Source organism: Arthrobacter sp. LAPM80 (genome assembly GCF_046736435.1).
GTDB lineage: Bacteria > Actinomycetota > Actinomycetes > Actinomycetales > Micrococcaceae > Specibacter.
Map to the genome: position 1 here is coordinate 255,178 of NZ_JBCHVD010000002.1, position 24,650 is coordinate 279,827.

The following is a 24,650-nucleotide window of genomic DNA, read 5'->3' on the forward strand; positions in this document are numbered from 1 at the left end:
GAAAGGCCCACCGTGTCCACAACTGCAAGCTCCGCCTCAGGCGGGCGCGTACCAACCCAGCTGGACCTTGACACGCTCAGCCGCCAGCTGCACCGCCCCGTGCGCGACGTCGTGGAGATCCCTGCCCGCTGCATCTGCGGCAACCCGCTGGTCGCCGCAACGGCCCCGCGCCTGAGCAACGGGATCCCTTTCCCCACCACGTACTACCTGACACACCCCATCCTCACCGCCGCGGCCTCACGCCTTGAGGCAGCCGGACTGATGAATGAGATGACCGAGCGCCTGGGTTCCGACACGGAGCTCGCCGCCGCCTACCACAAGGCCCACGAGAGCTACATTGCCGCACGCGAGGCCATTGGCGAACGCGCCGGAACCGGTCCCGTGCCCGAAATTGCCGGTATTTCCGCCGGTGGCATGCCCACCCGCGTGAAGTGCCTGCACGTCTTGATCGGCCACTCCCTGGCCGCAGGTCCCGGCGTCAACCCGCTGGGCGATGAGGCACTCGCCGGCGTGGCCGAGTGGTGGACCGCCGACAAGTGCTACTGCACCGGAGCATGGGACAACGAGGCACCCGTGCCCAACAAGGACCTGAGCCGCCACGTCAAGCACCTGAACAAGCAGGAGAGCTAAATCCATGCGCGTTGCAGCCATCGACTGCGGAACGAACTCCATCCGCCTGCTCATTGCCGACGTCGTGGAACTCGACGGGGGAGGGCAGCGGCTGACGGACGTGCATCGGGAGATGCGTGTTGTCCGGCTGGGCCAGGGCGTTGACGTCACTGGCATGCTGGCGGAGGAAGCACTTGAGCGCACCTTCGCGGCGACCGAGGACTACGCCGCACTGATCCGTTCCTCCTCCGTAGAGCGGGTCCGCTTTGTCGCCACCAGCGCCACCCGTGACGCCGGAAACCGGGACGTCTTTGTTGCCGGGATCAGGGACCGCCTGGGCATTGCCCCCGAGGTTGTCAGCGGAGCCGAGGAAGCGGGTCTGTCCTTTGCCGGGGCCGTCAGCGTCCTTCCCGTCCTTGAAGACCACAACGTCCTGGTTGTGGACCTTGGCGGCGGCAGCACCGAGTTTGTCATGGGCAATTCGGTGGGCGTTACAGGCGCCTTGAGCACGGACATGGGCTGTGTCCGCTTCACCGAACGGTACCTGCAATGCGATCCGCCCACCGCAGGGGAAATTGCCTCCGCCGAAGCCGCCATTGAGGACAAGCTCGCCGACGTCCTGGCCGTGCTTCCGCTCGGCGGGGTTGATAGCATCGTCGGCGTCGCGGGGTCCATCACCACCATCACGGCCCACGCCCTCGGGTTGGCGAGTTATCAGAGCGAGGCGGTCCATGGTGCCGTCGTGCCCCTTGAAAAGATCGACGCCGCGGCCACCTCGTTACTTGGCATGACGCGCACCGAACGCGCTGCCCTCGGCTTCATGCACCCGGGCCGCGTTGACGTCATCGGGGCAGGTGCCCTGATCTGGCGCACAGTGCTGCGGCGGTTGGCGCAGCTCAGCGGCGGACGGCTGGAATCGGCAACGAGCAGCGAACACGATATTCTGGATGGAATAGCACTGGGTGCAGCCCGCAGCTGACACCGCCACCTCACGAATCGAGCCTTGATGGAGTTTGTCCCACGGTTGCGTTCCATCGCCGCCGCGCTGATGACCCTTGCCCTGGCCGGTTCGCTCGCCGTCGTGGGCGCCCCCGCGGCCTCCGCCGATGATATCCGCAACCGCGAGTACTGGCTGGAACAAAGCGGCGTGCAAAAGGCGTGGGACGTCTCCCAGGGTGAAGGCGTCAAGGTTGCCATCATCGACAGCGGCATCGACAAGTCCCACCCCGACCTCACGGGTGCAGTGGTGGGCGGCATTGACATGTCAGGTGCCGGCAATTCCGACGGCACCAAGGGAATCGGCGCCGAACCCGAGCACGGCACCCTGGTGGCCACCATGCTGGCCGGCCGCGGACACAATGCAAGCACCGCCAAGACCCAGGCGTCCCCCTCGACAACATCAAGCTCGACGGCGTCGCCCGCCCCCGTGGTCGGTGCAGGACCCGATGGTGTCATCGGTGTGGCTCCCAAGGCCGAGCTGCTGAGCATTTCGGTGTGGCTGGGCAGCGAGAACCCGGCGGGGAAGAACATTGACGACCAGATTCCGGCCGCCGTGACATGGGCCGTGGACCACGGCGCCAAGGTCATCAACATGTCTCTGGGCAGCACCTCGACCGCCTGGCCGCAGAGCTGGGACGATGCCTTCGCCTACGCCGAAGCCAAGGACGTGGTGATCGTCGCGGCCGCAGGAAACCGCAAGTCAGGCAGCGAGCAGGTCGGCGCGCCCGCCACCATCCCGGGGATCCTTGCCGTTGGCGGGCTGGACAAGGACGGAACGGCAAGCGTCGACTCGTCCTCGCAGGGCATCAGCATCGGCGTCAGCGCCCCCGCCGAAGACCTGGCCGGGGGACTGCCCGACGGCGGCTATGCGCGGTGGAACGGCACAAGCGGGGCGGCACCCATCGTCTCAGGCGTTGCCGCACTGATCCGCTCAAAGTACCCGGAAATGAGCGCCGCCCAGGTCATCAACCGCATCATTTCCACCGCCAAGCCCAAGGGCGAGGGCGTTCCCAATGCCATCTACGGGTATGGGATTCTCGACGCCGAAGCGGCCTTGAGTGCTAACGTCCCCGCGGTGACGGCGAACCCCCTGGGCAGCATCTCGGACTGGATCCGCGTGCACCGCCGCGGCGCCGTGACCCCGCCGCCCAACAAGGGCACCCCTGCCACGAACGTGCCGCAGCCGAAACCGACCCGCCTTGATGCCGCGGTCCCTGCCGCCATCCCTGCCGCACAGAGCGCCAGTGCCCTGCCGCAGGCCCTGGTGCTGGGATCCCTTGGCGTCCTGGTGCTGATCCTCGCCGGCGGGTCCACCCACCTGGTCCTGGTCCGCCGTCGTGTGTCAGCCGCCGCCACCCCGGAAGAGCCGCCCACCCGGAGTACAACGCACCACAAGCACTGAAAACCCGGCGGTGCCCGCTCTTTACCTACCCCTGTAAACACCCCTGTAAACCGGCTAGTGAATATTTTCACAAAGAGCTGTATTATGGAGATATGGCAATCACTCCCACGTTTTCAGCTCGTCCGCGCGTCCTTGTAGTTGGTGGCGGTTACGTCGGCCTCTACACGGCATTTAACCTGCAGAAGAAGATCGCGAAGTCAGGTGGCATCGTCACCCTCGTTGATCCCCTGCCCTACATGACGTACCAGCCGTTTTTGCCCGAGGTTGCCGGCGGCAACATCGAGGCGCGCCACGCGGTCGTTTCCTACCGCAGGCACCTGAAGGAGACCGAGCTCATTCAGGGCTCCGTCACCAGCGTCGACCACGAGAACCGCACGGCAGTCATTGCCCCGGCCGACGGTGGCGCCACCTTCGAGTTGCCCTACCACGATGTAGTTATCGCTGCCGGTGCTGTCACCCGCACCTTCCCGATCAAGGGCCTGGCAGAGTCCGGCATTGGCTTGAAGACCATTGAAGAAGCCGTTGCACTGCGCAACCAGGTTCTCTCCCTGATCGAAATGGCCTCCACGGAGACCGACCCCGAGACCCGCAAGCGCCACCTGACGTTCGTCGTGGTCGGCGGCGGCTTTGCCGGCATTGAGACCATCGCCGAGCTCGAGGACATGGCCCGCGCAGCCGTCAAGCTCAACAACCGTGTTGAACAGTCCGAACTGCGCTTTGTGCTCGTCGAGGCCATGGGCCGCATCATGCCTGAGGTCACCGAGAAGCAGGCACTGTGGGTCGTCGAGCACCTGCGCAGCCGCGGCATCGAGGTCCTCTTGAACACCTCGCTGGACAACGCCGAGGAGAAGAACCTCAAGCTCATCAACCTGCCGGACAAGAGTGTTGCCCAACAGTTCGATGCAGACACCCTCATCTGGACCGCAGGCGTCATGGCCAACCCCATGGTCCGCTCCACCGATTTCCCGATCGAGCCCCGCGGCCGCGTTTCGGTGAACGTCAACCTGCAGATCACCGGCGAATTCGGCGTTATCCCCAACGCCTGGGCTGCCGGCGACGTTGCAGCCGTGCCCGATGTCACCGGCGGCCTGCCCGACGGCACCTGTGTGCCCAACGCCCAGCACGCCCTGCGTCAGGCCAAGCGTCTCGCGAAGAACCTGTGGGCCAGCCGCTTCAACAAGTCGCTGACGGGCTATAAGCACAAGAACCTGGGCGCTGTTGCAGGCTTCGGCGAGTGGAAGGGTGTCGCCAAGATCATGGGCATCCAGCTCAAGGGCCCGCTGGCCTGGTTGGCGCACCGCGGCTACCACGGGCTGGCCATGCCCACGGTCGAACGCAAGCTCCGCGTCATCATGGACTGGGTCGTCGCCTTCTTCGCAGGACGCGACCTGGCCCAGCTGGAATTCCTTGACAACCCGCGCAAGGCATTCGTCGCCGCAGCCACCCCGGCACCGAAGCCTGCTGCAAAGCCGGTCGACGCCGCACCGGCAGCACCCGCAGTAGCCGCAGTTGCCAAGGAAGAAGCGGCCGCCAAGTAGCCTGCACTCCCGAACCGCCTACGACGGCGGCCCTCCCCTCAGCTTGCATCAGGCTGACAGCTTGAATCAGGCTGACAGCCTGGTTTCAGGCCAAGGGGAGGGCCGCCGTCGTTTTTTGCTGGCGGGGTCCGCAGTCCCGCCGTAGCTGCGGCACTAGACTGGCCCCATGATCATTCGCCGCGAAGGGCCCGGGGACAGGCCCGAGATACTTGCCGTGGTCGAGGCGGCCTTCCCCGAACCCGTGGAGGCGAAGCTTCTGCGGGAACTTTTTGCCTCGCGGGAATACATTCCGGCGCTTTCCCTGGTGGCGGAGGCTGCCAACGGTGAAATCTTAGGTCACGTGATCACCACCCGGGGATGGATTGGCAAGGCGAATTCACTGGGTTTGGGACCGATCGCCGTCGCCCCCGGATACCAACGCCAGGGTGTTGGCTCGGCCCTGATGCACGCCACCATTGCCGCGGCCAACGGGATGGGGGAGCCCTCGCTCGTCGTGCTCGGCAGCACAGAGTACTATCCGAGGTTCGGCTTCGTGCCCGCGGACTCGATGGGCATCAACCCGCCGGACCCGTCGTGGGGATCGCACTTCATGGCCCTCGCGCTGGATGCGTACGCACCGGGCGTGCACGGCCAATTCAAATACTCGGAGCCCTTCAACCACCTCTGATGCCGGATTCTTCCACCGGCGATCCATCCAGTATTGTTGAGTTCGCGGCGGAGTACATCCGTCGAGCCCCAGTAGCCCAATGGCAGAGGCACCAGACTTAAAATCTGTTCAGTGTCGGTTCGAGTCCGACCTGGGGTACCAATCAGCGCTCAGCCGCCATTCCGCTGTCAGCGGAGAGTGTGTTCGCCGTTACGGCGGCGCCAAGTTTAGACCGGCCCAGGGCCTGTTAGTTCAGAGTTAAGCGAACAGCAGGTGAACGTTTGCTGGGAATGGGCTGTCAATCATGGCCTGCGGGAACAATCCGCGCACTGCCAGCTAGCTACTTGGTACAGTGGATGAACTCATATACCCCCTATTTTGGAGGATTTAGCATCATGGCACTTGGCGGCAATCCGGTTTTTGCGAACAACAAGAACTTTAAGGACACCCCGTCGTCGCAGCGTGGTGGCGCCTACGGCTCTACGGACACCATGCCCGGACAGGCCCAGCTCTCTGCCCAGCAGTTGCAGGAGCTGTACACCAAGCCCTCGGCAGGCCCCGCGCAGACAGGCCGGATGACCTACGACGACGTCATCATGAAGACAGTCCTCACGCTCACGCTCGTGCTTGTCGGTGCTGCACTTGGTTGGATGGTGCCCGTCCTGATGTGGCCAGGCATGATCCTTGGCCTGATCCTTGGCCTGGTGAACTCCTTCAAGAAGCAGCCCTCGCCGGCACTGATCCTTTGCTACGCCGGGTTTGAGGGCATGTTCCTCGGCGGTATCTCGGGCCTGCTTGAGCGGATCTACCCGGGCATCGTCGTGCAGGCCGTCCTTGGCACGCTCAGCGTCTTTATCGTGACCCTGGTGCTGTTCCGCAACGCCAAGATCCGTGCCACACCGAAGATGACCCGCTTCTTCATCATCGCCCTTGCCGGGTACGCGCTGTTCTCGATGATCAACTTCTTCCTCATGATGTTCAACGTCACAAGCACCCCCTGGGGCGTCAACGGCATGGATATCCCGGGCACCAACATCCCCTTCGGCGTTGTCATTGGCCTGCTGGCCATCGGCCTGGCCGCGTTCTCGCTGATTGTTGACTTCACCTCCATTGAAAAGGGTGTCCAGAACGGCCTGCCCGCCAGGTACTCCTGGACGGCCGCGTTTGGCCTGACGGTGACCCTGGTGTGGCTGTACATGGAGATCCTGCGTCTGCTCGCCATCCTGCGCGGCAACGACTAGACCCCTCCCCAGCCCACGACCCCACATTTTCAACTGCGCCCGGCCCTGTAAGGACCGGGCGTTTTTGCCATAGCCACAATCAAGCTCGACCAATTGTTTGAAACTAGCGAAAGCAGCTCATGAACGTTTCCCCTCTGATCTGGGGCATTACCATTGTCGTCATCCTCGGCCTGCTGGCCTTTGATTACTTCTTCCACATCCGCAAGGCGCACATCCCCACCTTGCGCGAGGCTGCCATCTGGTCCTCGATTTATGTTGGCCTGGCCATCGTGTTCGGCATCGTCGTCTTCATCTTCGGTGGAGCCACGATGGGCGGGGAGTATTTCGCCGGCTACATCACCGAGAAGGCGCTAAGCGTTGACAACCTGTTTGTCTTCCTCGTCATCATGGGCAGCTTCAAGGTTCCCCGCGAGGACCAGCAGAAGGTTCTGCTGTTCGGCATCGTCTTCGCCCTGATCGCCCGCACAGGCTTCATCTTCGCCGGCGCCGCGCTGATCAACACCTGGTCCTGGATGTTCTACATCTTCGGCATCATCTTGCTTATCACGGCAGGGAACCTGCTTAAGGAGGAGGACAGCGAGGGCGACGACGCTGACAACTTCATCATCAAGCTTGCCAAGCGCCTGTTCAACACGTCCGAGAAGTACGACGGCGACAAGCTCTTCACCACGATCGACGGCAAGCGAGTTCTGACCCCGATGCTGCTGGTCATGGTCGCCATTGGCGGCACCGACCTGCTCTTCGCACTTGACTCGATCCCGGCCATCTTCGGCCTGACGCAGAACGTGTACATCGTGTTCACCGCGACGGCGTTCTCGCTCATGGGTCTGCGCCAGCTGTACTTCCTCCTTGACGGCCTCCTTGACCGCCTCATCTACCTCTCCTACGGTCTTGCAGCGATCCTGGCGTTCATCGGCGTCAAGCTGGTCCTGCACGCCCTGCATGAGAACAACCTGCCGTTCATCAACGGCGGTGAGCACGTGCCTGTCTTTGAGATCTCCACCGGGCTCTCCCTGACGGTGATCATCGGCGTCCTGGCCCTGACGGTCATTGCCTCCCTTATCAGCAAGTCGGGCAAGGCGCAGACGGTGTTGAACAACGCCCGCCGCCACGCCGAGAACTACCTGGACCTGGACTACACGGCCGATTCCACCGAGCGTGAGCGCGTGTACAGCATGCTCATGGTTGAGGAAAAGACCATCGCCTCTATGGATCCGAAGTACCGTGACAAGCACAAGGACTCCGCGGAGATCCTCGAGCAGGTTGCCCGTGCGCGCACGGCGCACAAGGACTTCCAGGGCTAAAGACCCGCAAGCAATAAATGACCCGCAGTAAACGTCGAAAAACACGTAAAAATCGTGATATTTCGCCGTTTGCTGCGGGTCAGATGCTTAAGATATGCGCCGGGCACCAGGGGCGGGGGAGACGGCGAAGATGTCAGGTGCGCCGAACCCTGCCGCTGCGAAGGCACGCACGACGGCGTCGCCCACCGCGGCTTCCTGGGCTGCCGGGATGAGGGCGATGGCGGATCCGCCGAAGCCGCCGCCTGTCATCCTGGCGCCCAGGGCCCCGTTGGCCAGCGCGGTGTCGACTGCGAGGTCCAGCTCCGGGCAGGAAATCTCAAAGTCATCGCGCATGGAGGCGTGGCTTGCGGTGAGCAGCGCGCCAATGGCGGCCGGTCCGGCGTCGTCCAGCACCCCCACGGTGTCAAGGACGCGCTGGTTCTCGGTCACGATGTGGCGCACCCGGCGGTAGGTTTCTTCATCCAGCAGCCCTGCGGCCTCGGGGAGGTCGGCGGCGGCGACGTCGCGCAGTGCGGGCACGCCGAGCACCTGCGCGCCAAGCTCGCAGGAAGAGCGGCGGGCCGAGTAGCCGCCGGTGGCGTGTGCGTGGGTGACCTTGGTGTCCACGACGAGGATGAGCAGCCCGGCAGCGGCAAGGTCCAACGGAACAAGCCTGGATTCCTGGGTGCGGCAGTCAAGGAAGACGGCGTGGCCGTCGGTGGAGAGCAACGATGCCGACTGGTCCAGGATGCCTGTGGGCGCGCCAACAACCTCGTTCTCGGCACGCTGGCCCACCAGGACGAGCTCGTTCAGGCTCAAACCCGCGGATTCCAGTTCGTTGAAGGCTGTCGCCACGGCGCACTCGATGGCGGCCGAGGATGACAGGCCAGCACCCGAGGGAACTGTTGAATGCAAGAACAGGTCAAAGCCGCCAATGGTGATGCCCATCTCGCGCATGACCCACACGACGCCTAGGGGATAGGCCGTCCAACCCTTCATGGTCTCGTGGGACAGGGTCGAAAGGTCCACGCTCACAACGCCTTGGTCCCCATAGCTGGAAACCAGGCGCGCGGTATTGTCATCGCGCAGGCGGATGGCGACGGCGGCGGCGCGGTCAATGGCGAAGGGAAGCACAAAACCTTCGTTGTAGTCCGTGTGCTCACCGATCAGGTTCACCCGTCCCGGTGCGGCCCATACGCCGTCGGGCTGCGATCCAAAGGTGTCTTCAAAGCCCTGGGCAACCAGGGCTGTGTCGATGGACGCGCTCATGCCTGTCCTGCTTTCAATGCGGCCGATGTGCGCCGCAGCATGGCGGCCGTCTGCTCGGGGGTTGTGTCGTTGATGAAGGCGCCCATGGCAGCCTCGGAGCCGGCCAGGAACTTCAGCTTGTCGGCTGCACGGCGCGGGGAGGTCAATTCAAGGTGGAAGCGTCCGGCCGGGCGCAGGAGCGAATCAAGGGGCGCCTGGTGCCAGGCGGCGATGTACGGCGTGGGGGAATCGTAAATGCCGTCAAGGGTGCGCAGGACATCAAGGTACATGACGGCCAGTTCGTCGCGCTCGGCGTCGTTCAGGGCCGCAAAGTCAGGGACGTGGCGGTGCGGGGTCAGGTGGATCTCCAACGGCATGTGAGCGGCGAACGGCACATAGGCGCTGAAGTGCTTGCCCTGGGCGATCATACGCTCACCGGACTCCGACTCCTTAGCCACGATGTCACCCAGGAGGGTGGCCTTGGCGTTGTTCTCGTCGTAGAACTTGCGGGCTGCGTTGGCCATGACCTGGCTGCGCGGCGGCACGTAGGAGTACGCGTAAATCTGCCCGTGGGGGTGGTGCAGGGTGACGCCGATGTCCTGGCCGCGGTTCTCAAAGGGGAACACCTGCTTGACGCCGGGCAGTGCGCTCAGGGCTTCGGTGCGGTGCGCCCATGCGTCGATGACGGTGCGTGCGCGCTGGGTGGAGAGCCCGCCGAAGGACCCTGTGTGCTCGGGGGTGAAGGCAACCACCTCGCAGCGACCAAAGGCGCGCCCCCGGGTGCCCCACACGGGGTTTTCAGGCACGGGGCCAACGGCGGGGCCAAGGGAGGGGAAACGGTTCTCGAACACTGCCACGTCGTAAGCGGAGTCGGGGATTTCGGACAGGTTCTCGCCCGAGGTGGGGCACAATGGGCACTGGTTTGCTGGCGGCAGGTAGGTGCGCGTCTGCCGGTGCGCGGCAATGGCCACCCAGTCGCCGGTGAGCGCGTCGAAACGTAGCTCGCCCGTGTTCTCCTCCGAGCGGGCATCCAGCGGACGGGTGTCACCGGCCGTGTGGGGATGGGCCATGCCGCCGTCATCAAAGTAAATGAGCTCTCGGCCGTCGGCCATGAGCGTGGATGTAGCGATCGTCATGAAATCTTCCTTGAAGGAGCGCCGGCAGCTGAGGTGTCGGCATGGGTGGAGGCCGGGGCCTTGATGAAGTGGGGGACGCGGGAGGTAAACAGCTCGGCGGTGGCTGGGCTGACCGAGTCGTCTGTGATGATGGTCTCCACGGCGGTCAGGGGCGCAATCGAGGCCAGCGAGCGGAGCTGGAACTTGGAGCTGTCGGCAAGGATCACCAGGCGTGAGGTGGATTCAATGAACGCTGCGTTGGTCTCGGCCTCAAGCCAGTTCGGGCTTGTCAGGCCACGGTCGGCATCGATTCCGTGGACACCCATGAAGCACATGTCGGTGTTCAGGTTATTCAGCGCCATGCGGGCCACGGGCCCCACTAGGGCTTCCGACGGCGTACGCTCGCCACCTGTGACGATGACCTTCAGGTCGGAGTTGCCCTGCTGGCGGTACAGCAATTCCGTGACCTTCAGGGAGTTTGTGACAACCGTCAGGTTGCGCAGCCGATCCAGCTCACCGGCAAGTGCAACGGCAAGCTGGTAGGTGGTGGTGCCCCCTGTCAGGGCAAGAGTCATGCCGGGCTGTACAAGCGAGAGGGCCTGCTGGGCAATGGCCAGCTTGCCCTCAAGCTGCTTGTCGACATTGAGCAGGAAGCCAGGTTCCAGGGCGCTCAGCCGGGCAAGGCGCATGGCTCCGCCGTGGATCTTGCGGGCCAGCCCGTTGTGGTCGAGGGCTTCAATGTCACGGCGGATTGTCATCTCGCTGACATTTAGTGCAGTGGCAATATCGGCCACGCGCACCGCCTCGTGCAGTTGCAACTCCTTGAGTATGCGCGCCTGGCGCTCTGGTGCCAGCATAGGTGATCCCCTTACCCAGTCAACGGAAAATAGACACGGAACACTTGCGGATGGAACAAGCCCTGCATCGAGCAAGTAAACAGTTTCAAACAAAATATTACATTACGGGGTCTCAAATGTCAGCAGTGTGACGCACAATATCAACGGTAACGTTATCAATTGGCGGTACTCTGGTGCCCATGACATCTCCCCTTGAGGTCCGGGAAATCCGGGCCGCCACCGGTCCACAATTCACCCTGCAGCGCGGCGGCGCAACCGCCATCATTGTCTCGCTGGCCGCCGGAATCCGGCAGTACGAGAAGGCGGGGGTGGAACTTGTTGAAGGCTACGCACTTGACTCCATCGCGCCGGGCGCAGCGGGAATCACCCTGGCCCCCTTCGCCAACCGCATCGACGGTGGGCTGTGGATGCTCGACGGCGCATCCCAGCAGATGGACATCACCGAGGTTCCGCGCAACAACGCCATCCATGGACTGCTGCGCAACACCGGATACCAGGCATTGGAAACCAGCGAATCGCACGTTGTGCTCGAGGCCGTCATCCACCCGCAGCACGGCTACCCCTTCCTGGCCCGCCACCGGGTCCGCTACGAGCTTGACGCGAACGGCGACCTGCGCGTCGCCCAGACCTTGGTCAACGATTCCGCCGGCCCTGCCCCCTTTGTCCTTGGCGCCCACCCGTACTTCAAGCTCGGCACGGCGGCACCCGAGGACCTGACCATCCGGGTCAACGCCCACACCGCCCTGACTACAGATGACCGACTGATCCCGATGGGCGCCGTCGAGGTTTCCGGAAAGCTGGACCTGCGCAACGGCAAGCCCGTTCCGCAGTCACTCATGGACACCGCCTTCACCGACCTGGTGACTGACGACGGCGTTGGCCGGCACACGCTGTCCGCTCCCGGCGGGCGCAGCGTGAGCCTGTGGCATGACGGCACAGTAAGCCACGTCCACGTGTACATCACCAACGAATTCCCCGGACGCTCGCTTGCCGTGGCCATGGAACCCATGACCGGGCCCGCCAACGCCTTCAACTCCGGTGACGGGCTGCGCTGGTTGGCGGCGGGGGAGTCTTTCACGATGAACTGGGGCATTGAATCTCAGCTGGGGTAGCGCTCCCAGCACGGAGTGGGTGCGGCGCCACACCGGCAATCAAGGTGGCGCCGCCGCGGCGGGAAATGGACGCCGGTTAACGTATTTTTGCCGGATGGGGAATTATTGGTTTATGACGCCCTCACAGCAGCAATCAGAGCGCTACACCCAGAACGAAACTTCCGCCGTCCCCGTGGGGATGCGGGTTGCTGCTGCCTGGTCCTGGCGGTTGGCCATTATCCTCATCGTTTCGGCCATGTTGATATGGCTTCTTGGCAAGGTCACTATCCTGCTCATACCCATCATGGTGGCAACAATTTTGGCCTCGCTGCTGCGGCCGCTGGTCAGGGGCATGAAGAGCGTCGGTGTGCCTCAGGGCCTGAGCGTAGCGATCGCCGAGGGCGGCCTGATCGTGCTGGTGATCGGCGCCTTGTTCCTTGTTGGGCGCCAAATGGTGGCGGGCTTCTCAGATCTCAGTCAACAAGCCCTCACCGGGTTGATTCAGGTCCAGGAGTGGTTGAACGCCGGCCCGTTGGGGTTGAGCAATGATCAGCTGACCGTGTACCTCAACGACGCCCTTGCCGCGTTGCAAAATAACAGCAGCGCGATCTTCTCCAGCGCCCTCGGGGTGGGCACAGGCGTCACCCACTTTGCCGTTGGCGCCCTGCTGACCCTGTTCATCCTGATCTTCTTCCTGCTCGAAGGGCAGGACATCTGGGCGTTCGTTGTCAAGTTCTTCCCGCGCCGTGCCCGGCCGGCCATTGACGGGGCGGCACGCCGCGGCTGGCAGTCACTGGGCAGCTACGCCCGGGTGCAAATACTCGTGGCCGCCGTCGACGCTGTGGGCATTGGTGCCGGAGCTGCCATCATCCAGGTTCCACTGGCCCTGCCGCTTGGCGTGCTCGTCTTCGTCGGTTCCTTCATCCCCGTGGTGGGTGCCCTCGTCACCGGCGCCGTTGCGGTGTTGCTGGCACTCGTGGCCAACGGCTGGGTCAATGCCCTGATCATGCTCGGAATCGTGCTGCTTGTTCAGCAGCTCGAAAGCCACCTCCTGCAGCCGTTCATCATGGGTCGGGCCGTCTCGCTGCACCCCGTGGCCGTTATCCTGGCCGTTGCCGCCGGATCAGGCGTGGCAGGCATCCTCGGTGCCCTGTTCGCCGTTCCGCTGCTGGCCGTGGCCAACTCCTTCATTCGCTACATTGCAGCCCGGGGTTGGGAAAATGATCCAACCCTGCCCGATGTTTACGGGTTGCCCCAGCTGGTGCCCGACGCCGGATCAATTGCTGGCGCTGATGGCGGCACCACCGAGGCTGCCGGCGCAGCAGATGCAGTCGACCGGCCTTCACAGTAACCGCAGGCATCCTTCGGGACGCCGGCCCCACCCATTTTGTCCCCAGTTACTGTTCCACCGTAGTTTTCCAGAGAAAGAGAAAAGCACCGTGAAAGCAACCAGCAATCTCCCCGTCACCCTCGCAGATGTCCAAAAGGCTCGGGAGCTGTTGACGGAGATTATTGCGCAGACGCCCATTGAGAGTTCGCGGGCGCTGGGGCGGATCACGGGCTCCGAGGTCTTCCTCAAGTGCGAGAACCTGCAGCGCGCGGGCTCATTCAAGGTCCGTGGGGCGTATGTGCGCATGGCAAAGCTCACCGCCGAGGAACGCGCACGGGGTGTGGTGGCCGCCTCCGCCGGAAACCACGCGCAGGGCGTGGCTGTTGCGGCCAAGGCCTTGGGCATTAAGGCACGGATTTACATGCCTGTTGGTGTGGCGCTGCCGAAGCTTGCCGCCACCCGCGGTCACGGCGCCGAGGTTGTCCTGCACGGCTTCAACGTTGACGAATCCCTGGCTGAGGCCGAGCGCTTCGCCAATGAGAGCGGCGCAGTCTTCGTCCACCCGTTCGACAACGTGGATGTGGTGTCGGGACAGGGCACCATCGGCCTGGAAATCCTTGACCAGGTGCCCAACGTCGACACCATCATCATGGGTGTTGGCGGCGGCGGGCTGCTGGCAGGGGTGTCCGTGGCCGTCAAGGCGCGCGCCAAGGAGCTTGGCCGCGAGATCCGGGTCATCGGCGTCCAGGCCGAAAACGCCGCCGCATACCCACCCTCCCTTGCCGCCGATGCGCTGGTGCCGCTGAAGAAGGTCTCTACCATGGCTGACGGCATTGCCGTGGGCCGCCCCGGCCAGCTGCCGTTCTCGATCATCCGCGAGCTGGTTGACGATGTCATCACCGTCAGCGAAGATTCCCTGGCCCGCGCCCTGATCTTCCTGCTGGAACGCTCCAAGATGGTCGTTGAGCCCGCGGGCGCCGTCGGCGTTGCCGCGCTCATGGAAGGCAAGATTGAAAACCCCGGCACCACCGTGGTGATCCTCTCCGGAGGCAACATCGACCCCATGCTGATGCTCAAGGTCATCCAGCGCGGTTTGGCTGCCGCGGGGCGCTTCATGACAGTGCGCATGATGCTCAACGACCGTCCGGGCTCCCTGGCCACCATCTCGCGCATCATTGCGGAGAACGATGCCAACGTCACCGGCGTTGACCACACCCGGGTGGGCGGCTCCATCTCCATGGGCGACGTCTCAATCACCGTGAACCTGGAAACGAAGGGCCATGAGCACTGCGAGCTGGTTCTGACGGCCCTGCGTGCCGAGGGCTTCCAGCCGATCGTCGTGCACTAAACCGCGGCGGAGTTCGTTAAACGGGCGCGGCAACGCCGTCCCTGGCCCGTTTAAAAAACCGACCCGCAGCAAACGCCGAAAAACACGTAAAAATCGTGATTTTTCGCCGTTTGCTGCGGGTCGGTTTGAAAAGGCTATTAGCCCACGTACGGCTTGGCGGAGATGATCTCCACCTGGATTTCCCGGCCGTTGGGGGCCAGGTAGCTGAGCTTGTCGCCCACCTTGGAACCCATGATGGCTGCTCCCAGTGCGGAGCGTTCGCTGTAAATCTCAAGGTCACCGGCGCCGACTTCCCGGCTACCTAGCAAGAAGGTGGTTTCGTCCCCTGCGATGGTGGCGACAACCACCATGCCCTGCTCGACGATGCCGTCATCGGCCGGTGCTTCGCCGACGCGGGCGTAGCGCAGCATTTCGCTGAGCTGGCGGATGCGGGCCTCGATCTTGCCCTGCTCATCCTTGGCGGCGTGGTAGCCGCCGTTCTCCTTCAAGTCGCCTTCCTGGCGGGCTTGTTCGATCTTGCTGACGATTTCGGCGCGGCCGGGTCCTGACAGCTGGGTCAGCTCGACCTGGAGGCGGTCAAAGGCTTCCTGCGTCAGCCATGCAGAGGGCGCACTGTTGGTGGTAGTCACGGAGTTCTCCTTGAATGTACAAAAGCAAAGGCCCCGCTGCAGGTGGTCCGATGAAACTTCAGGGCAGTGTATCCAAGTGAAATACACAAGGTACGCGCTGAAATTTCAACGTCCGGCCTCGCGGGGCAGATGGTAATGGTTTCCACTTTAGTCAATAAGACGGATAAACCCAAGAACAGGGGTGATGAGTGTTACGCGGCCTTGACGATCCAGCAGTTGTCCACCACGCCTGTCACGGCCAGGGAAACGGTGCGCAGCTCTCCGCGCACCGTGGTGGTGCGGCCGTTTTCGGAGCCTGCATCCTTGCCGTTCGGGCCGATGGTGATGATCTTCCAGCCCACCACCGCATAGCTTTCGTTCATGGCCTTGACGGCACATTCGGCGGTGGCCCCTGGGTCCTTGGTCACAGCCAGGTCAACGGTGGTCTGGGTGCCATCCACCACGTTGTAGCCGAGAACCTTTTGGGAGATCCCGGTATTGCCGCCGATCACGGCCCACAAAATCCAGATCAATGACAGGACGGCGGCCACGGCCAGCAGAATTTTTTGAGTTTTTTTGGGCACCTTCCGCTTGGGTGCGCCGTAACGATTGACTAGGCTGGTAGCTGGTGAAGAATCAGAATTTGTCACTGCATCCACTTGTTTCTGTTCCGCGGGCTGCCGCGGCCGGCCGCCCCAATGAAAGGGGCGCTGGACTAGGACAAGTTTAGCGTTCATTTGGTAGTGAGTTTTTGCCCCGCCCTTCCAGGCTGCGGTTCGTCCGCGGTCCCATGCAACGAAAGTTCCACAAGAATTGAAGGTAACCTCCGTGAACACCAATGAGCGCAAGAACAACAAGCGCCCGACAGCGGAGCCGCTGCGTCTTTTGGCGGTTCATGCCCATCCGGATGACGAAGCCAGCAAGGGAGCTGCCATGATGGCCTCCTACGTTGCCGCCGGCGTCAACGTCATGGTTGCCACCTGCACCGGCGGGGAGCGGGGCGACATCCAAAACCCGTCCCTCATGGGCGACCCGCATTCGCTCCGTGACATGGGAGGGGCCCGCCGCCTGGAAATGGCCAAGGCCGCCAGGATCCTCGGCATCAAGCACCAGTGGCTGGGCTTCACCGACTCCGGACTGCCCGAAGGGGACCCGCTGCCGGAGCTGCCTGTGAATTGCTTCGCGCTCAAGCCGCTGGAGATTGCCGCAGCCCCGCTTGTCCGCCTGGTCCGCCGCTTCCGGCCGCAGGTGATTGTTTCCTATGACGAAAACGGCGGCTACCCCCACCCCGACCACATCATGGCCCACAAGATCACGGTAGAGGCGTTCAACGCCGCCGGGGATCCGCAGAAGTACCCCGGAACGGGCGAAGCGTGGGAGCCCGCAAAGCTGTACTACGACCTTGCCTTCAACCCCCAACGGTTCCGTGCCCTGCACTATGCCCTGGAGGATGCGGGCCTTGCCTCGCCCTACGCCGAACGCCTGGCCGCCTGGCTTGAATCCGACTCTGAGGGCCACACCCCGCCGAGAAGCACGCACCCGACAACCACACAGATTGACTGCGGGGACTATTTTGAAACCCGCGACGCCGCCCTGCGTGCGCACGCAACCCAGGTTGACCCTAACGGGTTCTTCTTCGCCGTGAGCCCGCAAATGCAGCGAAAAGTGTGGCCGTGGGAGGACTATTCCCTCATTGAATCGCACGTGCCCACCTCCGAGCCCGAACATGACCTGTTTGCTGGCCTACGATAGGTAGTGGACGTTTCCCGCTGGCACCACGCCTGCCGGGGATGAAACGAAAGACGTAATAATTGTGCTCACACTGATTTTGAATGCCGCCACCGACCCCGCAGTCCCCACGCAGCCAGGCCTGCGCCCGGGATTGACTGAAGACCAGATCACCCCCGGCCTGCTGGGCTTCGTCGTCACCTTCAGCATTGTGGTGATCATGTTTTTCCTGATCAGGGACATGGTCAAGCGGATCCGCCGGGTTCGCTACCGGGCGCAAGTTGAAGAAACCCGCGCAGGCGGTTCACACGGACCAACCGAGCACATGGGCATCCCCATCATGACCGACGAGGTCGCCGCTCCCGTCCCGGAGTCCTCCGGAAATTTGGTACTGGACAAGGATGCGCAGGACGGTTCCGCCGGGGCTGCACCGGAAGAAAAGCAACCCCTGCGATGAACCGGCTGGCAGGTGAGCCCAGTGCCTACCTCCGCCAGCACGCGCAGAATCCGGTGAACTGGCAGCCCTTCGACGCGGCTGCCTTTGCCGAATCCGCGGCACGCGATGTCCCCATTTTTCTTTCGGTGGGGTACGCCGCATGCCATTGGTGTCATGTCATGGCCGACGAGTCTTTCCAGGACCCCGCCATCGGTGCGTACCTGAATGAGCACTTTGTGGCCATCAAGGTGGACCGTGAGGAACGTCCCGACGTGGATGACGCCTACATGGCGGCCACCCAGGCGCTGAGCGGACAGGGTGGCTGGCCCATGAGCGTTTTCCTCACACCTGCCGGCCGGGCCTTCTATGCCGGCACGTATTTCCCGCCACGTCCGGTGCCCGGCCGTCCCTCCTTCACGCAGGTGCTTGCCGCTGTCCACGAGGCCTGGACGGAGCGCCGGGCCGAGGTTGAACAGACTGCCGGTTCCCTGGCCGAGACACTGTCGCAGCCGCTGTGGAAGGTTGGCGCAGCGCCAGCTTCCCCCGCCGCGGTGCCTGCATCCGGCGTCGAACTTGCCGTGGAGGCGGAGGAGGAATTCCCTGATGCGGTGGCGGCCGTTGCTGCGCTCGGTCGTGCCGAAGATGTGCTGTACGGCGGCTTTGGCCAGGCTCCCAAATTTCCGCCCACCCCGGCCCTGGAATTCCTGCTGCGGCATGCAGCCTCAGGTGCCGAAACTGCCGAACAGGCACGTGGACTGGTCGGGCGGACACTGGGCGCCATGGTGCATTCGGCCCTTTTTGACCAGCTGTGCGGCGGATTTTCCCGCTACAGCGTCACGGCCGACTGGTCCGAGCCCCACTACGAGAAAATGCTGTACGACAACGCCGCCCTGCTGCAGGTGCTTGTGCACTGGATCAGGCTCGCCCAGGCCTCCGACGGCGGCAGGGCGTCGCCCGACGGCGACGGGCCGGCCCCTCTGGGGGTTGTCGAGGCGCGGGATGCGGCTGTCGCCCTGATTTCCTGGCTCATGGCCGAAATGCGGCTGCCAGGAGGCGCCTTTGCGTCCTCCCTCGACGCCGACACCGTCATCGACGGAGCCCACTTTGAGGGCGCAAGCTACCGGTGGACCATGGCCGAGCTGCAGTCCGCGGCCCGCGAAACAGTTGCCCGGGAAGTGGCAGCCGGGGGCCGCGGCGGCGACGCCCATGACCTGGCAGCCGCAGTGGCCGCCGCGATGGGCGTTGATGCCGGAACAGGTGGCCACGATGCCGGTTTCGGGGATGCCGCTGCGCGTCCGCTGAATCCGGGCCGGGCACTCCCGGCCGGCCAACGGCTGCAGTGGGCGCGGATCAAACCTGCCCTGCTGGCGGCGCGTGCCCGCCGGGTGATGCCGGCGCGGGATGAGAAGGTGGTGGCGTCCTGGAACGCGATGCTCATGGGGGCGCTGGCTGAAGCAGCCATGGTGCTGGAGGAACCCGCCTACCTTGCGTCCGCCGTCGAGCTTGGCGAATATTTGCAAACGGTCCATTGGGACGGGGAACTATCAAGGGTGTCGCATGACGGCAAGACCCGCGGCATCAAGGGGCTGCTGGAGGACTACGCCGCCTGTGCCCAAGGCTATTTGACGTTGTATGCGGCAACGGGGAATCCCCGGTGGTTTGATTTTGCGTCCCTGCTGGTTGATGCGCTGGAGCAGGACTTCATTGCCGAAGGCACGGTCTTCAACCATGGCGCCCGTGACGGGTCGGCCGGGCCGCTGCAGGGTTCCCGCCACGCGGACCCGTTCGACAATGCGACGGCGAGCCCTGTCGCGCTGCTTGCCGGGGCGTTTGTTTCGTGGGCTGCATACACAGGATCGCACCGGCACAAGGAGATGGCCCGAAGCATGCTCGCCGACGTGCCGGAGCTTTCCCGCCGGGCACCGAGATCCGCCGGGGGACTGCTCGGCGTCGCGCAGGCAGTCAAGGCAGGGCCGCTTGAAACGGCCGTTGTCGGCCCGGCCGGTCCCGAACGTGACAGGCTGCTGCGCGGTGTCTGGCTCTCGGATTCGCCGGGGATGGTGATCGCCGTGTGGGATGGGACCGGGCCCGCACCGGTTCCGCTGCTTGAGGGACGATCCCTTGACGAGCGATCTGGCGGGCACCCGGCCGGATCCGGCACGCCCGGCGCAGTGACGGCGCTGGCGTACGTGTGCCGGCACATGGTGTGTGCGCGGCCCGTCGGAACACCTGAAGAACTGCAGGACTTGCTGCACTGAACAAGTGGGACACGTCACAGGGGCCGTGTCCGGATCGGGTAGATTGTGCAGAACACTTCTCCGTCCGGGGATCTGTGGGGAGATTCCGGAAGGAAACAGGAATGCGTGTACTGCGCCGTGTAATTTTTCCAATTGTCTGGGTGCTGATCTTCGGTGTCATAGCTGTGGCACTGGTCAAGATCGCCTTTATCGACGGGCTCAAGGACCAGGGCGAACAGCCTGTCCCGAACGCTCGGATCCAGGCGCCTGTCATTGCGGCCAGCCGGGCGACCGTGACGAACACAGTTGACCTTTCCGGCACGGTCCAAAGCGATTCCGCAGTGCCGATCCGTTCGACCGCGGCGGGCAAGGTTGTCTTCTTCTTCGTGGAAAAGGGCGCCCAGGTTGCTGCGGGCGAGAAGGTCTTCCAGATCCGCAGCGAAGTGGCACCCGAGGCCGACGTTCGGGCGGACCCTGCCCCGGCCGGCGAAACGCCTGCCGCCCCGCCCGCGCTGCGGCCCGCACCGGGGCCGGTGTACTCCTACACAGATGTCCTAGCCACCTCTGCCGGAACCTTGGACACCCTGACAGTGCTGCTGAACCAGGAAACTTCCGTGGGGGAGAACGTCGGAACCATCGCGCCCGGCACATTTTCAATCACGGGGTCGTTGACCACGGCCCAGCAATTTAGGCTCCTGGGCAAGCCGACAACTGCCACGGGCACAGTCACCAACGGACCTGCGCCCTTTAGCTGCCAGAACGTCAAACTCAGCAACCCCAACAAGCCTGCCACGCCCGACTCGGGCAACCCTGAAGGGGCCGCCGGACTCGGCGCCATGGGCCGGGGTGCCCAGGGCGAAACCGGCAGCGGCCAGGTCAGCTGCGCTGTGCCTGCCAACGTGGCAGTGTTCCCGGGGCTGGGTGCAACCATCACGCTGACGGCAGGAGAAGCGAAGGACGTGCTGACCCTTCCCCTGACTGCCGTGAAGGGCAGCGTCCAGAACGGCGTCGTGTGGATTGCCTCTGCCGACGGCAGCACCCGGCCGGAGGAACGCAAGGTGGTGCTCGGCCTGAACGACGGCGAGAAGGTGGAGATCGCCTCCGGACTGGCTGAGGGTGAGCCCGTCCTGGAATTCGTGCCCGGCGTTGACGCCGTGGTGCCCGAGGGGCAGATGGCCGGTTTCGGCCAGATGGGCGGCTGAACATGACAAGCATATTTGCCGACAAAGACGATGACATCCCCGAAGGCAGCGACCTGGACAGCGTCCTGGAGAGCGAAAGCAGCGGCGCCAACCCGCCGCTCGTGGACCTCCGCAATGTCACAAGGACCGTGCTGCTGCCCGACGACGAAAAGCTGCACATCCTCCGTGGCATCGACCTGCAGGTGCGGGTGGGTGACCACACGGCGATCGTTGGCCGCTCAGGCTGCGGCAAATCCACGCTTCTGAACATCCTAGGCCTGCTCGACGTGCCCAGCAGCGGACAGATGCTTTTTGACGGAACACCCGTTGAAAAGCTGCGCAACAACACCCGTGCCAAACTCCGCGGCTCAAGCATCGGGTTCGTGTTCCAGCAGTTCAACCTGCTGCCTGGGCGCACTGCCCTGGAAAACGTCATGACGCCGCTGATGTATGCGGGGCGGAGGGAATTTTGGCGCCGCAGTGAGATTGCCATGGAAATGCTTGACAGGGTTGGACTTTCAGCCCGCGCCGGCACCCAGCCGCACATGCTGTCCGGCGGTGAACAGCAGCGCGTGGCCATTGCCCGCGCGCTGGTCCGCAGGCCGCGGCTGATCCTTGCCGATGAACCCACGGGAGCCCTCGATGTGGAGACGGGCCAGGTCGTCATGGACCTCCTTGACACCATCGCCACTGAATCAGGGGCGGCACTGGTGACCATCACGCATGACCTCAGCGTGGCAGCACGGGCCCGCACCCGGTTCCGGCTGGATGCCGGCGCCCTCTCAGCGACCGACGGCGTGGAGCCGTCAGCGACCCTTGCGGAGGTTGGCGCGTGACAGCATTCATCTCAACCATCATCGAGGCCTGGTCCGAACTGCGCATCCACAAGACCCGCGTCCTGCTGGCCCTGATCGGCGTCGCCCTGTCAGTTGCCGTGCTGACCACGGTTGTGGGCGTGGGCAACCTGGCCCGTGAGGGCATGCGCCTTGATTCCGAACGAAACGGCGGCCGTGAGGCAACGCTGACGGTCTCGGTCTATGCGGACCCCGGCAGCGCGCTCATTCCAGATAGTGCCCGGACAGCCAGGGTCCTTGACGGGGTTGTCCAGCGCTACGGCTTCACCCACGCATCGCATGTTTCGCGGGCCCAGGGCCGCTTCCAGTTCCCGAACGGGGTGCAGGGCGTGGAGTTGACGGTTGTGGACCCTCCCTATGGTGAGATCCACAGGGTCGACGTCTCCGAAGGGGCTTGGTTTGCCGCGGACGACGCAGACCGGATGGCTCCCGCCGTCGTCGTGAATGACGCGTTTTACTCCGCTGCCGGACGGCCGAACCTCACAACCCAGCCGCAGGTCACGTTGGTGGGCAGTCCCAATGCGACGGCCGTAATCATCGGGGTGATGCCCAACCAGTATCCGGACGCCATGCCGCAGGGATTCATGCTGACCCAGGCGGCGAAGTCCGTGGGCGTCGGTGCGGATCCGTGGGGCGGGGGACCGGGGCAGGAATTGCGTATTTGGGTTCCGACGGCAATGGCCGAAGAACTCGTGTCGGTGTTGAACTCAGACCTGGCCCAACAGCTGCCGGGGGCCCAGGTCAGCGTGTACCGCAGCGACTACGCGGCGTATGGCGACCCGTTCGCGATGGTTCAGCTCATGGTGTCGGGCATCGCAGCGCTGATCCTTTTGCTGGGCGCCGTCGGGCTGCTGAACATATCAATGGTCACCGTCCGTTACAGGGTGCGCGAGATTGGCATCCGGCGCAGCTTTGGGGCCACTTCGGGGCGGATTTTCACCGGTGTGATGATGGAGTCTGTGGTTGGCACGACGGTGGCAGGTGCTGTAGGTGTCATGCTGGCGGTTGCCATCGTGAAGCACCCGTTCGTTGAATCAAAGATCGCACCTGGCCTTGACATCTATCCTGCTTTCCCGGTGGAGGCTGCGCTGCTCGGTCTTGGCTCGGCGGTGCTGGTGGGCGCGTTGGCGGGAGCCATCCCTGCCCTTGTCGCCATACGCGTCAAGGTCATCGACGCGATCAGGTTCTAGGGCTCCGAGGCGGCCCGATCCTCCGAGGCGGCCCGCCAGTGTCCAGATAACGTCGTTATGTGCCGATGTGTGGCTGCATAACGACGTTATCTGCGCTCTCGAGGACGCCGTGGCCTGTTTAGGCTGCGAAAACCACCACGACGACCGCGAGGAAGTGGGTGGCGAAGGCGGCAACCGTGAGTGCATGGAACAGCTCGTGGAAGCCAAAGTGACTGCGGCTGAAGTTGGGTTTTTTGATCCCGTAGATGACGGCACCCGCAATGTACATGACGCCGCCAAAGCAAATGAGCAGCGTAGGCAGGGCCCCGGCGGCCCAAAACTCCGGGAGGAAGAACACGGCAGTGATGCCTAGCAGCACATAGATGGGGACGTACAGCCAGCGGGGGGCGCGGACCCACAGGACCCGGAACAGGACCCCGGCCAGCGCGCCAATCCAGATCATCCACAATAACAAGGTGGCAGTGGGTCGTGGCAGCATCAGGTAGGACAGGGGTGTGTAGGAACCTGCGATGACGAGCATGATGTTGCTGTGGTCGAGCCGCTTGAGCGTGGCCCTGGCTTTCGGCGACCAGTTCCCGCGGTGATATAGCGCACTGGTGCTAAAAAGAAGTACGCCCGTCGTTACGTAGATGGCGCAGGTGACCTTGGCTGCCGTGGTGGGTGCGAGCGCCACAAGAATGACCCCGGCCACCAGGACTATGGGTGCCGTGCCGGCGTGCAGCCAGCCCCGCCATGACGGTTTGAATTCGGCTTCGGGGAGGGCATGCATGGGAAAATCATAACCCCGGACCCGGGTACGCTACTTTCCAATAACGTCCTTGTCTGGTCGGATTGGCGAGAATTCGAGGTCCGGGCGGGTAATCTAGAGCTAGCAATATTCTCAGGCCGCAGGGCCACAATTCGCAAAGGTACGGTGCACTCTTATGCGGTTGCCCACCGTCTCATTGCGGATGCCCAAGCTGTTGTACAACTACTACGAACGGCGCCTGACGAGGTCGCTTGATCCCACCACCGCCCCCGGCCACATCGGCGTCATGGTTGACGGAAACCGCCGCTGGGCGAAGCAGTTCAACGCACCCACGAGCGAAGGTCACCAAGCGGGCGCAGATAAGATCCTTGAGTTTTTGGGCTGGTGTCAGGACCTTGGCGTCAAGGTCGTCACGTTGTACATGCTTTCTACCGACAACATGAGCCGCTCGCCCGAAGAGCTGGATGAGCTCATGGGTATCATCGCTAACACCCTTGACCTGCTCGACGCCGACGCCGACATCAGCGTCCATGCCATGGGTGCCCCCGAACTGCTGCCCGACTACCTGGCCGCACGGCTTTCCTCCCTGACTGCCCGCGTGCCTGCCAAGGAACGCATTCACGTCAACATGGCCATCGGCTACGGCGGACGCCGCGAAATCGTCGACGCCGTCCGCGAGCTCCTGCGCGAGGCTGACACCGCGGGGCGCACCATCGACGAGGTTGCCGACACCCTCACAGTCGATGACATCTCCAAATTCCTCTACACCCGCGGCCAGCCCGATCCCGACCTGGTCATTCGTACCTCCGGGGAACAGCGGCTGTCGGGATTCCTGATGTGGCAAAGCGCCTACAGCGAGTTTTACTTTTGTGAAGCACTCTGGCCAGCTTTCAGGAAAATCGACTTCCTACGTGCGTTGCGGGACTATGCAGGCCGCAGCCGCCGGTTTGGCAGTTAGGGC

At 63.7% G+C, this 24,650-nt stretch carries 23 protein-coding genes and 1 tRNA gene; 18 read left to right on the forward strand and 6 right to left on the reverse strand.

Annotation, left to right across the window (positions count from 1 at the left end):
* The first annotated feature begins 12 nt into the window (after positions 1-12).
* From AAGW05_RS03520 to AAGW05_RS03555, 8 genes are all read left to right on the forward strand, one after another.
* On the forward strand, positions 13-630 hold the full coding sequence (locus tag AAGW05_RS03520; protein ID WP_411803081.1) for a DUF501 domain-containing protein: 618 nt from the start codon (positions 13-15) through the stop codon (positions 628-630).
* A gap of 4 nt (positions 631-634) precedes the next feature.
* Entirely contained in the window at positions 635-1,588 is a 954-nt protein-coding gene (locus AAGW05_RS03525; protein WP_411803082.1) for an exopolyphosphatase, read from the forward strand.
* Between the two features lie 27 nt (positions 1,589-1,615).
* A complete protein-coding gene (locus AAGW05_RS03530; RefSeq protein ID WP_411803196.1) occupies positions 1,616-3,010 on the forward strand; it encodes a S8 family serine peptidase in 1,395 nt (464 codons plus the stop codon).
* A gap of 92 nt (positions 3,011-3,102) precedes the next feature.
* Positions 3,103-4,548: an NAD(P)/FAD-dependent oxidoreductase gene (locus AAGW05_RS03535; protein WP_411803083.1), complete on the forward strand. Its 1,446-nt coding sequence runs from the start codon at positions 3,103-3,105 to the stop codon at positions 4,546-4,548.
* Between the two features lie 166 nt (positions 4,549-4,714).
* Positions 4,715-5,215: a GNAT family N-acetyltransferase gene (locus AAGW05_RS03540; protein WP_411803084.1), complete on the forward strand. Its 501-nt coding sequence runs from the start codon at positions 4,715-4,717 to the stop codon at positions 5,213-5,215.
* A gap of 65 nt (positions 5,216-5,280) precedes the next feature.
* A tRNA-Leu gene (locus AAGW05_RS03545) sits at positions 5,281-5,356 on the forward strand.
* 233 nt (positions 5,357-5,589) lie between these two features.
* Positions 5,590-6,435, forward strand: coding sequence for a Bax inhibitor-1/YccA family membrane protein (locus AAGW05_RS03550; RefSeq protein WP_411803085.1), 846 nt, complete (start codon positions 5,590-5,592; stop codon positions 6,433-6,435).
* Positions 6,436-6,554: 119 nt separating this feature from the next.
* Entirely contained in the window at positions 6,555-7,739 is a 1,185-nt protein-coding gene (locus AAGW05_RS03555) for a TerC family protein (RefSeq protein WP_411803086.1), read from the forward strand.
* Positions 7,740-7,826: 87 nt separating this feature from the next.
* Here the strand turns inward: AAGW05_RS03555 and galK are convergent, their stop codons facing one another.
* Genes galK through AAGW05_RS03570 form a run of 3 tightly spaced genes read right to left on the reverse strand, consistent with a single transcriptional unit; the run spans position 7,827 to position 10,938 of the window.
* On the reverse strand, positions 7,827-8,987 hold the full coding sequence (galK, locus tag AAGW05_RS03560; protein WP_411803087.1) for a galactokinase: 1,161 nt from the start codon (positions 8,985-8,987) through the stop codon (positions 7,827-7,829).
* On the reverse strand, positions 8,984-10,102 hold the full coding sequence (gene galT / locus AAGW05_RS03565) for a galactose-1-phosphate uridylyltransferase (protein ID WP_411803088.1): 1,119 nt from the start codon (positions 10,100-10,102) through the stop codon (positions 8,984-8,986). Before galT ends, galK begins: the two co-directional genes overlap by 4 nt.
* Positions 10,099-10,938 (reverse strand): DeoR/GlpR family DNA-binding transcription regulator, encoded by an 840-nt coding sequence (locus AAGW05_RS03570; RefSeq protein ID WP_411803089.1) that lies wholly within the window; start codon positions 10,936-10,938, stop codon positions 10,099-10,101. Before AAGW05_RS03570 ends, galT begins: the two co-directional genes overlap by 4 nt.
* A 179-nt stretch (positions 10,939-11,117) precedes the next feature.
* On the opposite strand from AAGW05_RS03570, the gene AAGW05_RS03575 reads away from it, so the two are divergent.
* From AAGW05_RS03575 to ilvA, 3 genes are all read left to right on the forward strand, one after another.
* The gene (locus AAGW05_RS03575) at positions 11,118-12,050 is read left to right on the forward strand and encodes an aldose 1-epimerase family protein (protein WP_411803090.1); all 933 of its coding nucleotides are present in this window, start codon (positions 11,118-11,120) and stop codon (positions 12,048-12,050) included.
* Positions 12,051-12,162: 112 nt separating this feature from the next.
* Entirely contained in the window at positions 12,163-13,380 is a 1,218-nt protein-coding gene (locus tag AAGW05_RS03580) for an AI-2E family transporter (protein ID WP_411803091.1), read from the forward strand.
* 88 nt (positions 13,381-13,468) lie between these two features.
* Positions 13,469-14,707, forward strand: coding sequence for a threonine ammonia-lyase (gene ilvA, locus AAGW05_RS03585; protein WP_411803092.1), 1,239 nt, complete (start codon positions 13,469-13,471; stop codon positions 14,705-14,707).
* A gap of 137 nt (positions 14,708-14,844) precedes the next feature.
* On the opposite strand, the gene greA is transcribed toward ilvA, so the two are convergent.
* On the reverse strand, positions 14,845-15,336 hold the full coding sequence (gene greA, locus AAGW05_RS03590) for a transcription elongation factor GreA (RefSeq protein WP_411803093.1): 492 nt from the start codon (positions 15,334-15,336) through the stop codon (positions 14,845-14,847).
* 191 nt (positions 15,337-15,527) lie between these two features.
* Positions 15,528-15,899, reverse strand: a complete 372-nt coding sequence (locus AAGW05_RS03595; RefSeq protein ID WP_411803094.1) for a DUF4307 domain-containing protein — start codon at positions 15,897-15,899, stop codon at positions 15,528-15,530.
* A 244-nt stretch (positions 15,900-16,143) separates the two neighbouring features.
* Here AAGW05_RS03595 and mca point away from each other — a divergent pair, with 244 nt between their 5' ends.
* The 6 genes from mca (at position 16,144) to AAGW05_RS03625 (ending at position 22,941) form a co-directional block, all read left to right on the forward strand.
* The gene (mca, locus tag AAGW05_RS03600; RefSeq protein WP_411803095.1) at positions 16,144-17,067 is read left to right on the forward strand and encodes a mycothiol conjugate amidase Mca; all 924 of its coding nucleotides are present in this window, start codon (positions 16,144-16,146) and stop codon (positions 17,065-17,067) included.
* 61 nt (positions 17,068-17,128) lie between these two features.
* Positions 17,129-17,500, forward strand: a complete 372-nt coding sequence (locus AAGW05_RS03605; RefSeq protein ID WP_411803096.1) for a hypothetical protein — start codon at positions 17,129-17,131, stop codon at positions 17,498-17,500.
* The gene (locus tag AAGW05_RS03610) at positions 17,497-19,737 is read left to right on the forward strand and encodes a thioredoxin domain-containing protein (protein WP_411803097.1); all 2,241 of its coding nucleotides are present in this window, start codon (positions 17,497-17,499) and stop codon (positions 19,735-19,737) included. The genes AAGW05_RS03605 and AAGW05_RS03610 overlap by 4 nt, the downstream gene beginning before the upstream one ends.
* Before the next feature lie 101 nt (positions 19,738-19,838).
* The gene (locus AAGW05_RS03615) at positions 19,839-20,918 is read left to right on the forward strand and encodes a hypothetical protein (protein ID WP_411803098.1); all 1,080 of its coding nucleotides are present in this window, start codon (positions 19,839-19,841) and stop codon (positions 20,916-20,918) included.
* 2 nt (positions 20,919-20,920) lie between these two features.
* Positions 20,921-21,733: an ABC transporter ATP-binding protein gene (locus tag AAGW05_RS03620; RefSeq protein WP_411803099.1), complete on the forward strand. Its 813-nt coding sequence runs from the start codon at positions 20,921-20,923 to the stop codon at positions 21,731-21,733.
* Positions 21,730-22,941 (forward strand): ABC transporter permease, encoded by a 1,212-nt coding sequence (locus AAGW05_RS03625; protein WP_411803100.1) that lies wholly within the window; start codon positions 21,730-21,732, stop codon positions 22,939-22,941. The genes AAGW05_RS03620 and AAGW05_RS03625 overlap by 4 nt, the downstream gene beginning before the upstream one ends.
* A gap of 118 nt (positions 22,942-23,059) precedes the next feature.
* Here the strand turns inward: AAGW05_RS03625 and trhA are convergent, their stop codons facing one another.
* The gene (trhA, locus tag AAGW05_RS03630; protein WP_411803101.1) at positions 23,060-23,710 is read right to left on the reverse strand and encodes a PAQR family membrane homeostasis protein TrhA; all 651 of its coding nucleotides are present in this window, start codon (positions 23,708-23,710) and stop codon (positions 23,060-23,062) included.
* 154 nt (positions 23,711-23,864) lie between these two features.
* On the opposite strand from trhA, the gene AAGW05_RS03635 reads away from it, so the two are divergent.
* Positions 23,865-24,647: an isoprenyl transferase gene (locus tag AAGW05_RS03635; RefSeq protein ID WP_411803102.1), complete on the forward strand. Its 783-nt coding sequence runs from the start codon at positions 23,865-23,867 to the stop codon at positions 24,645-24,647.
* Positions 24,648-24,650: the final 3 nt, after the last annotated feature.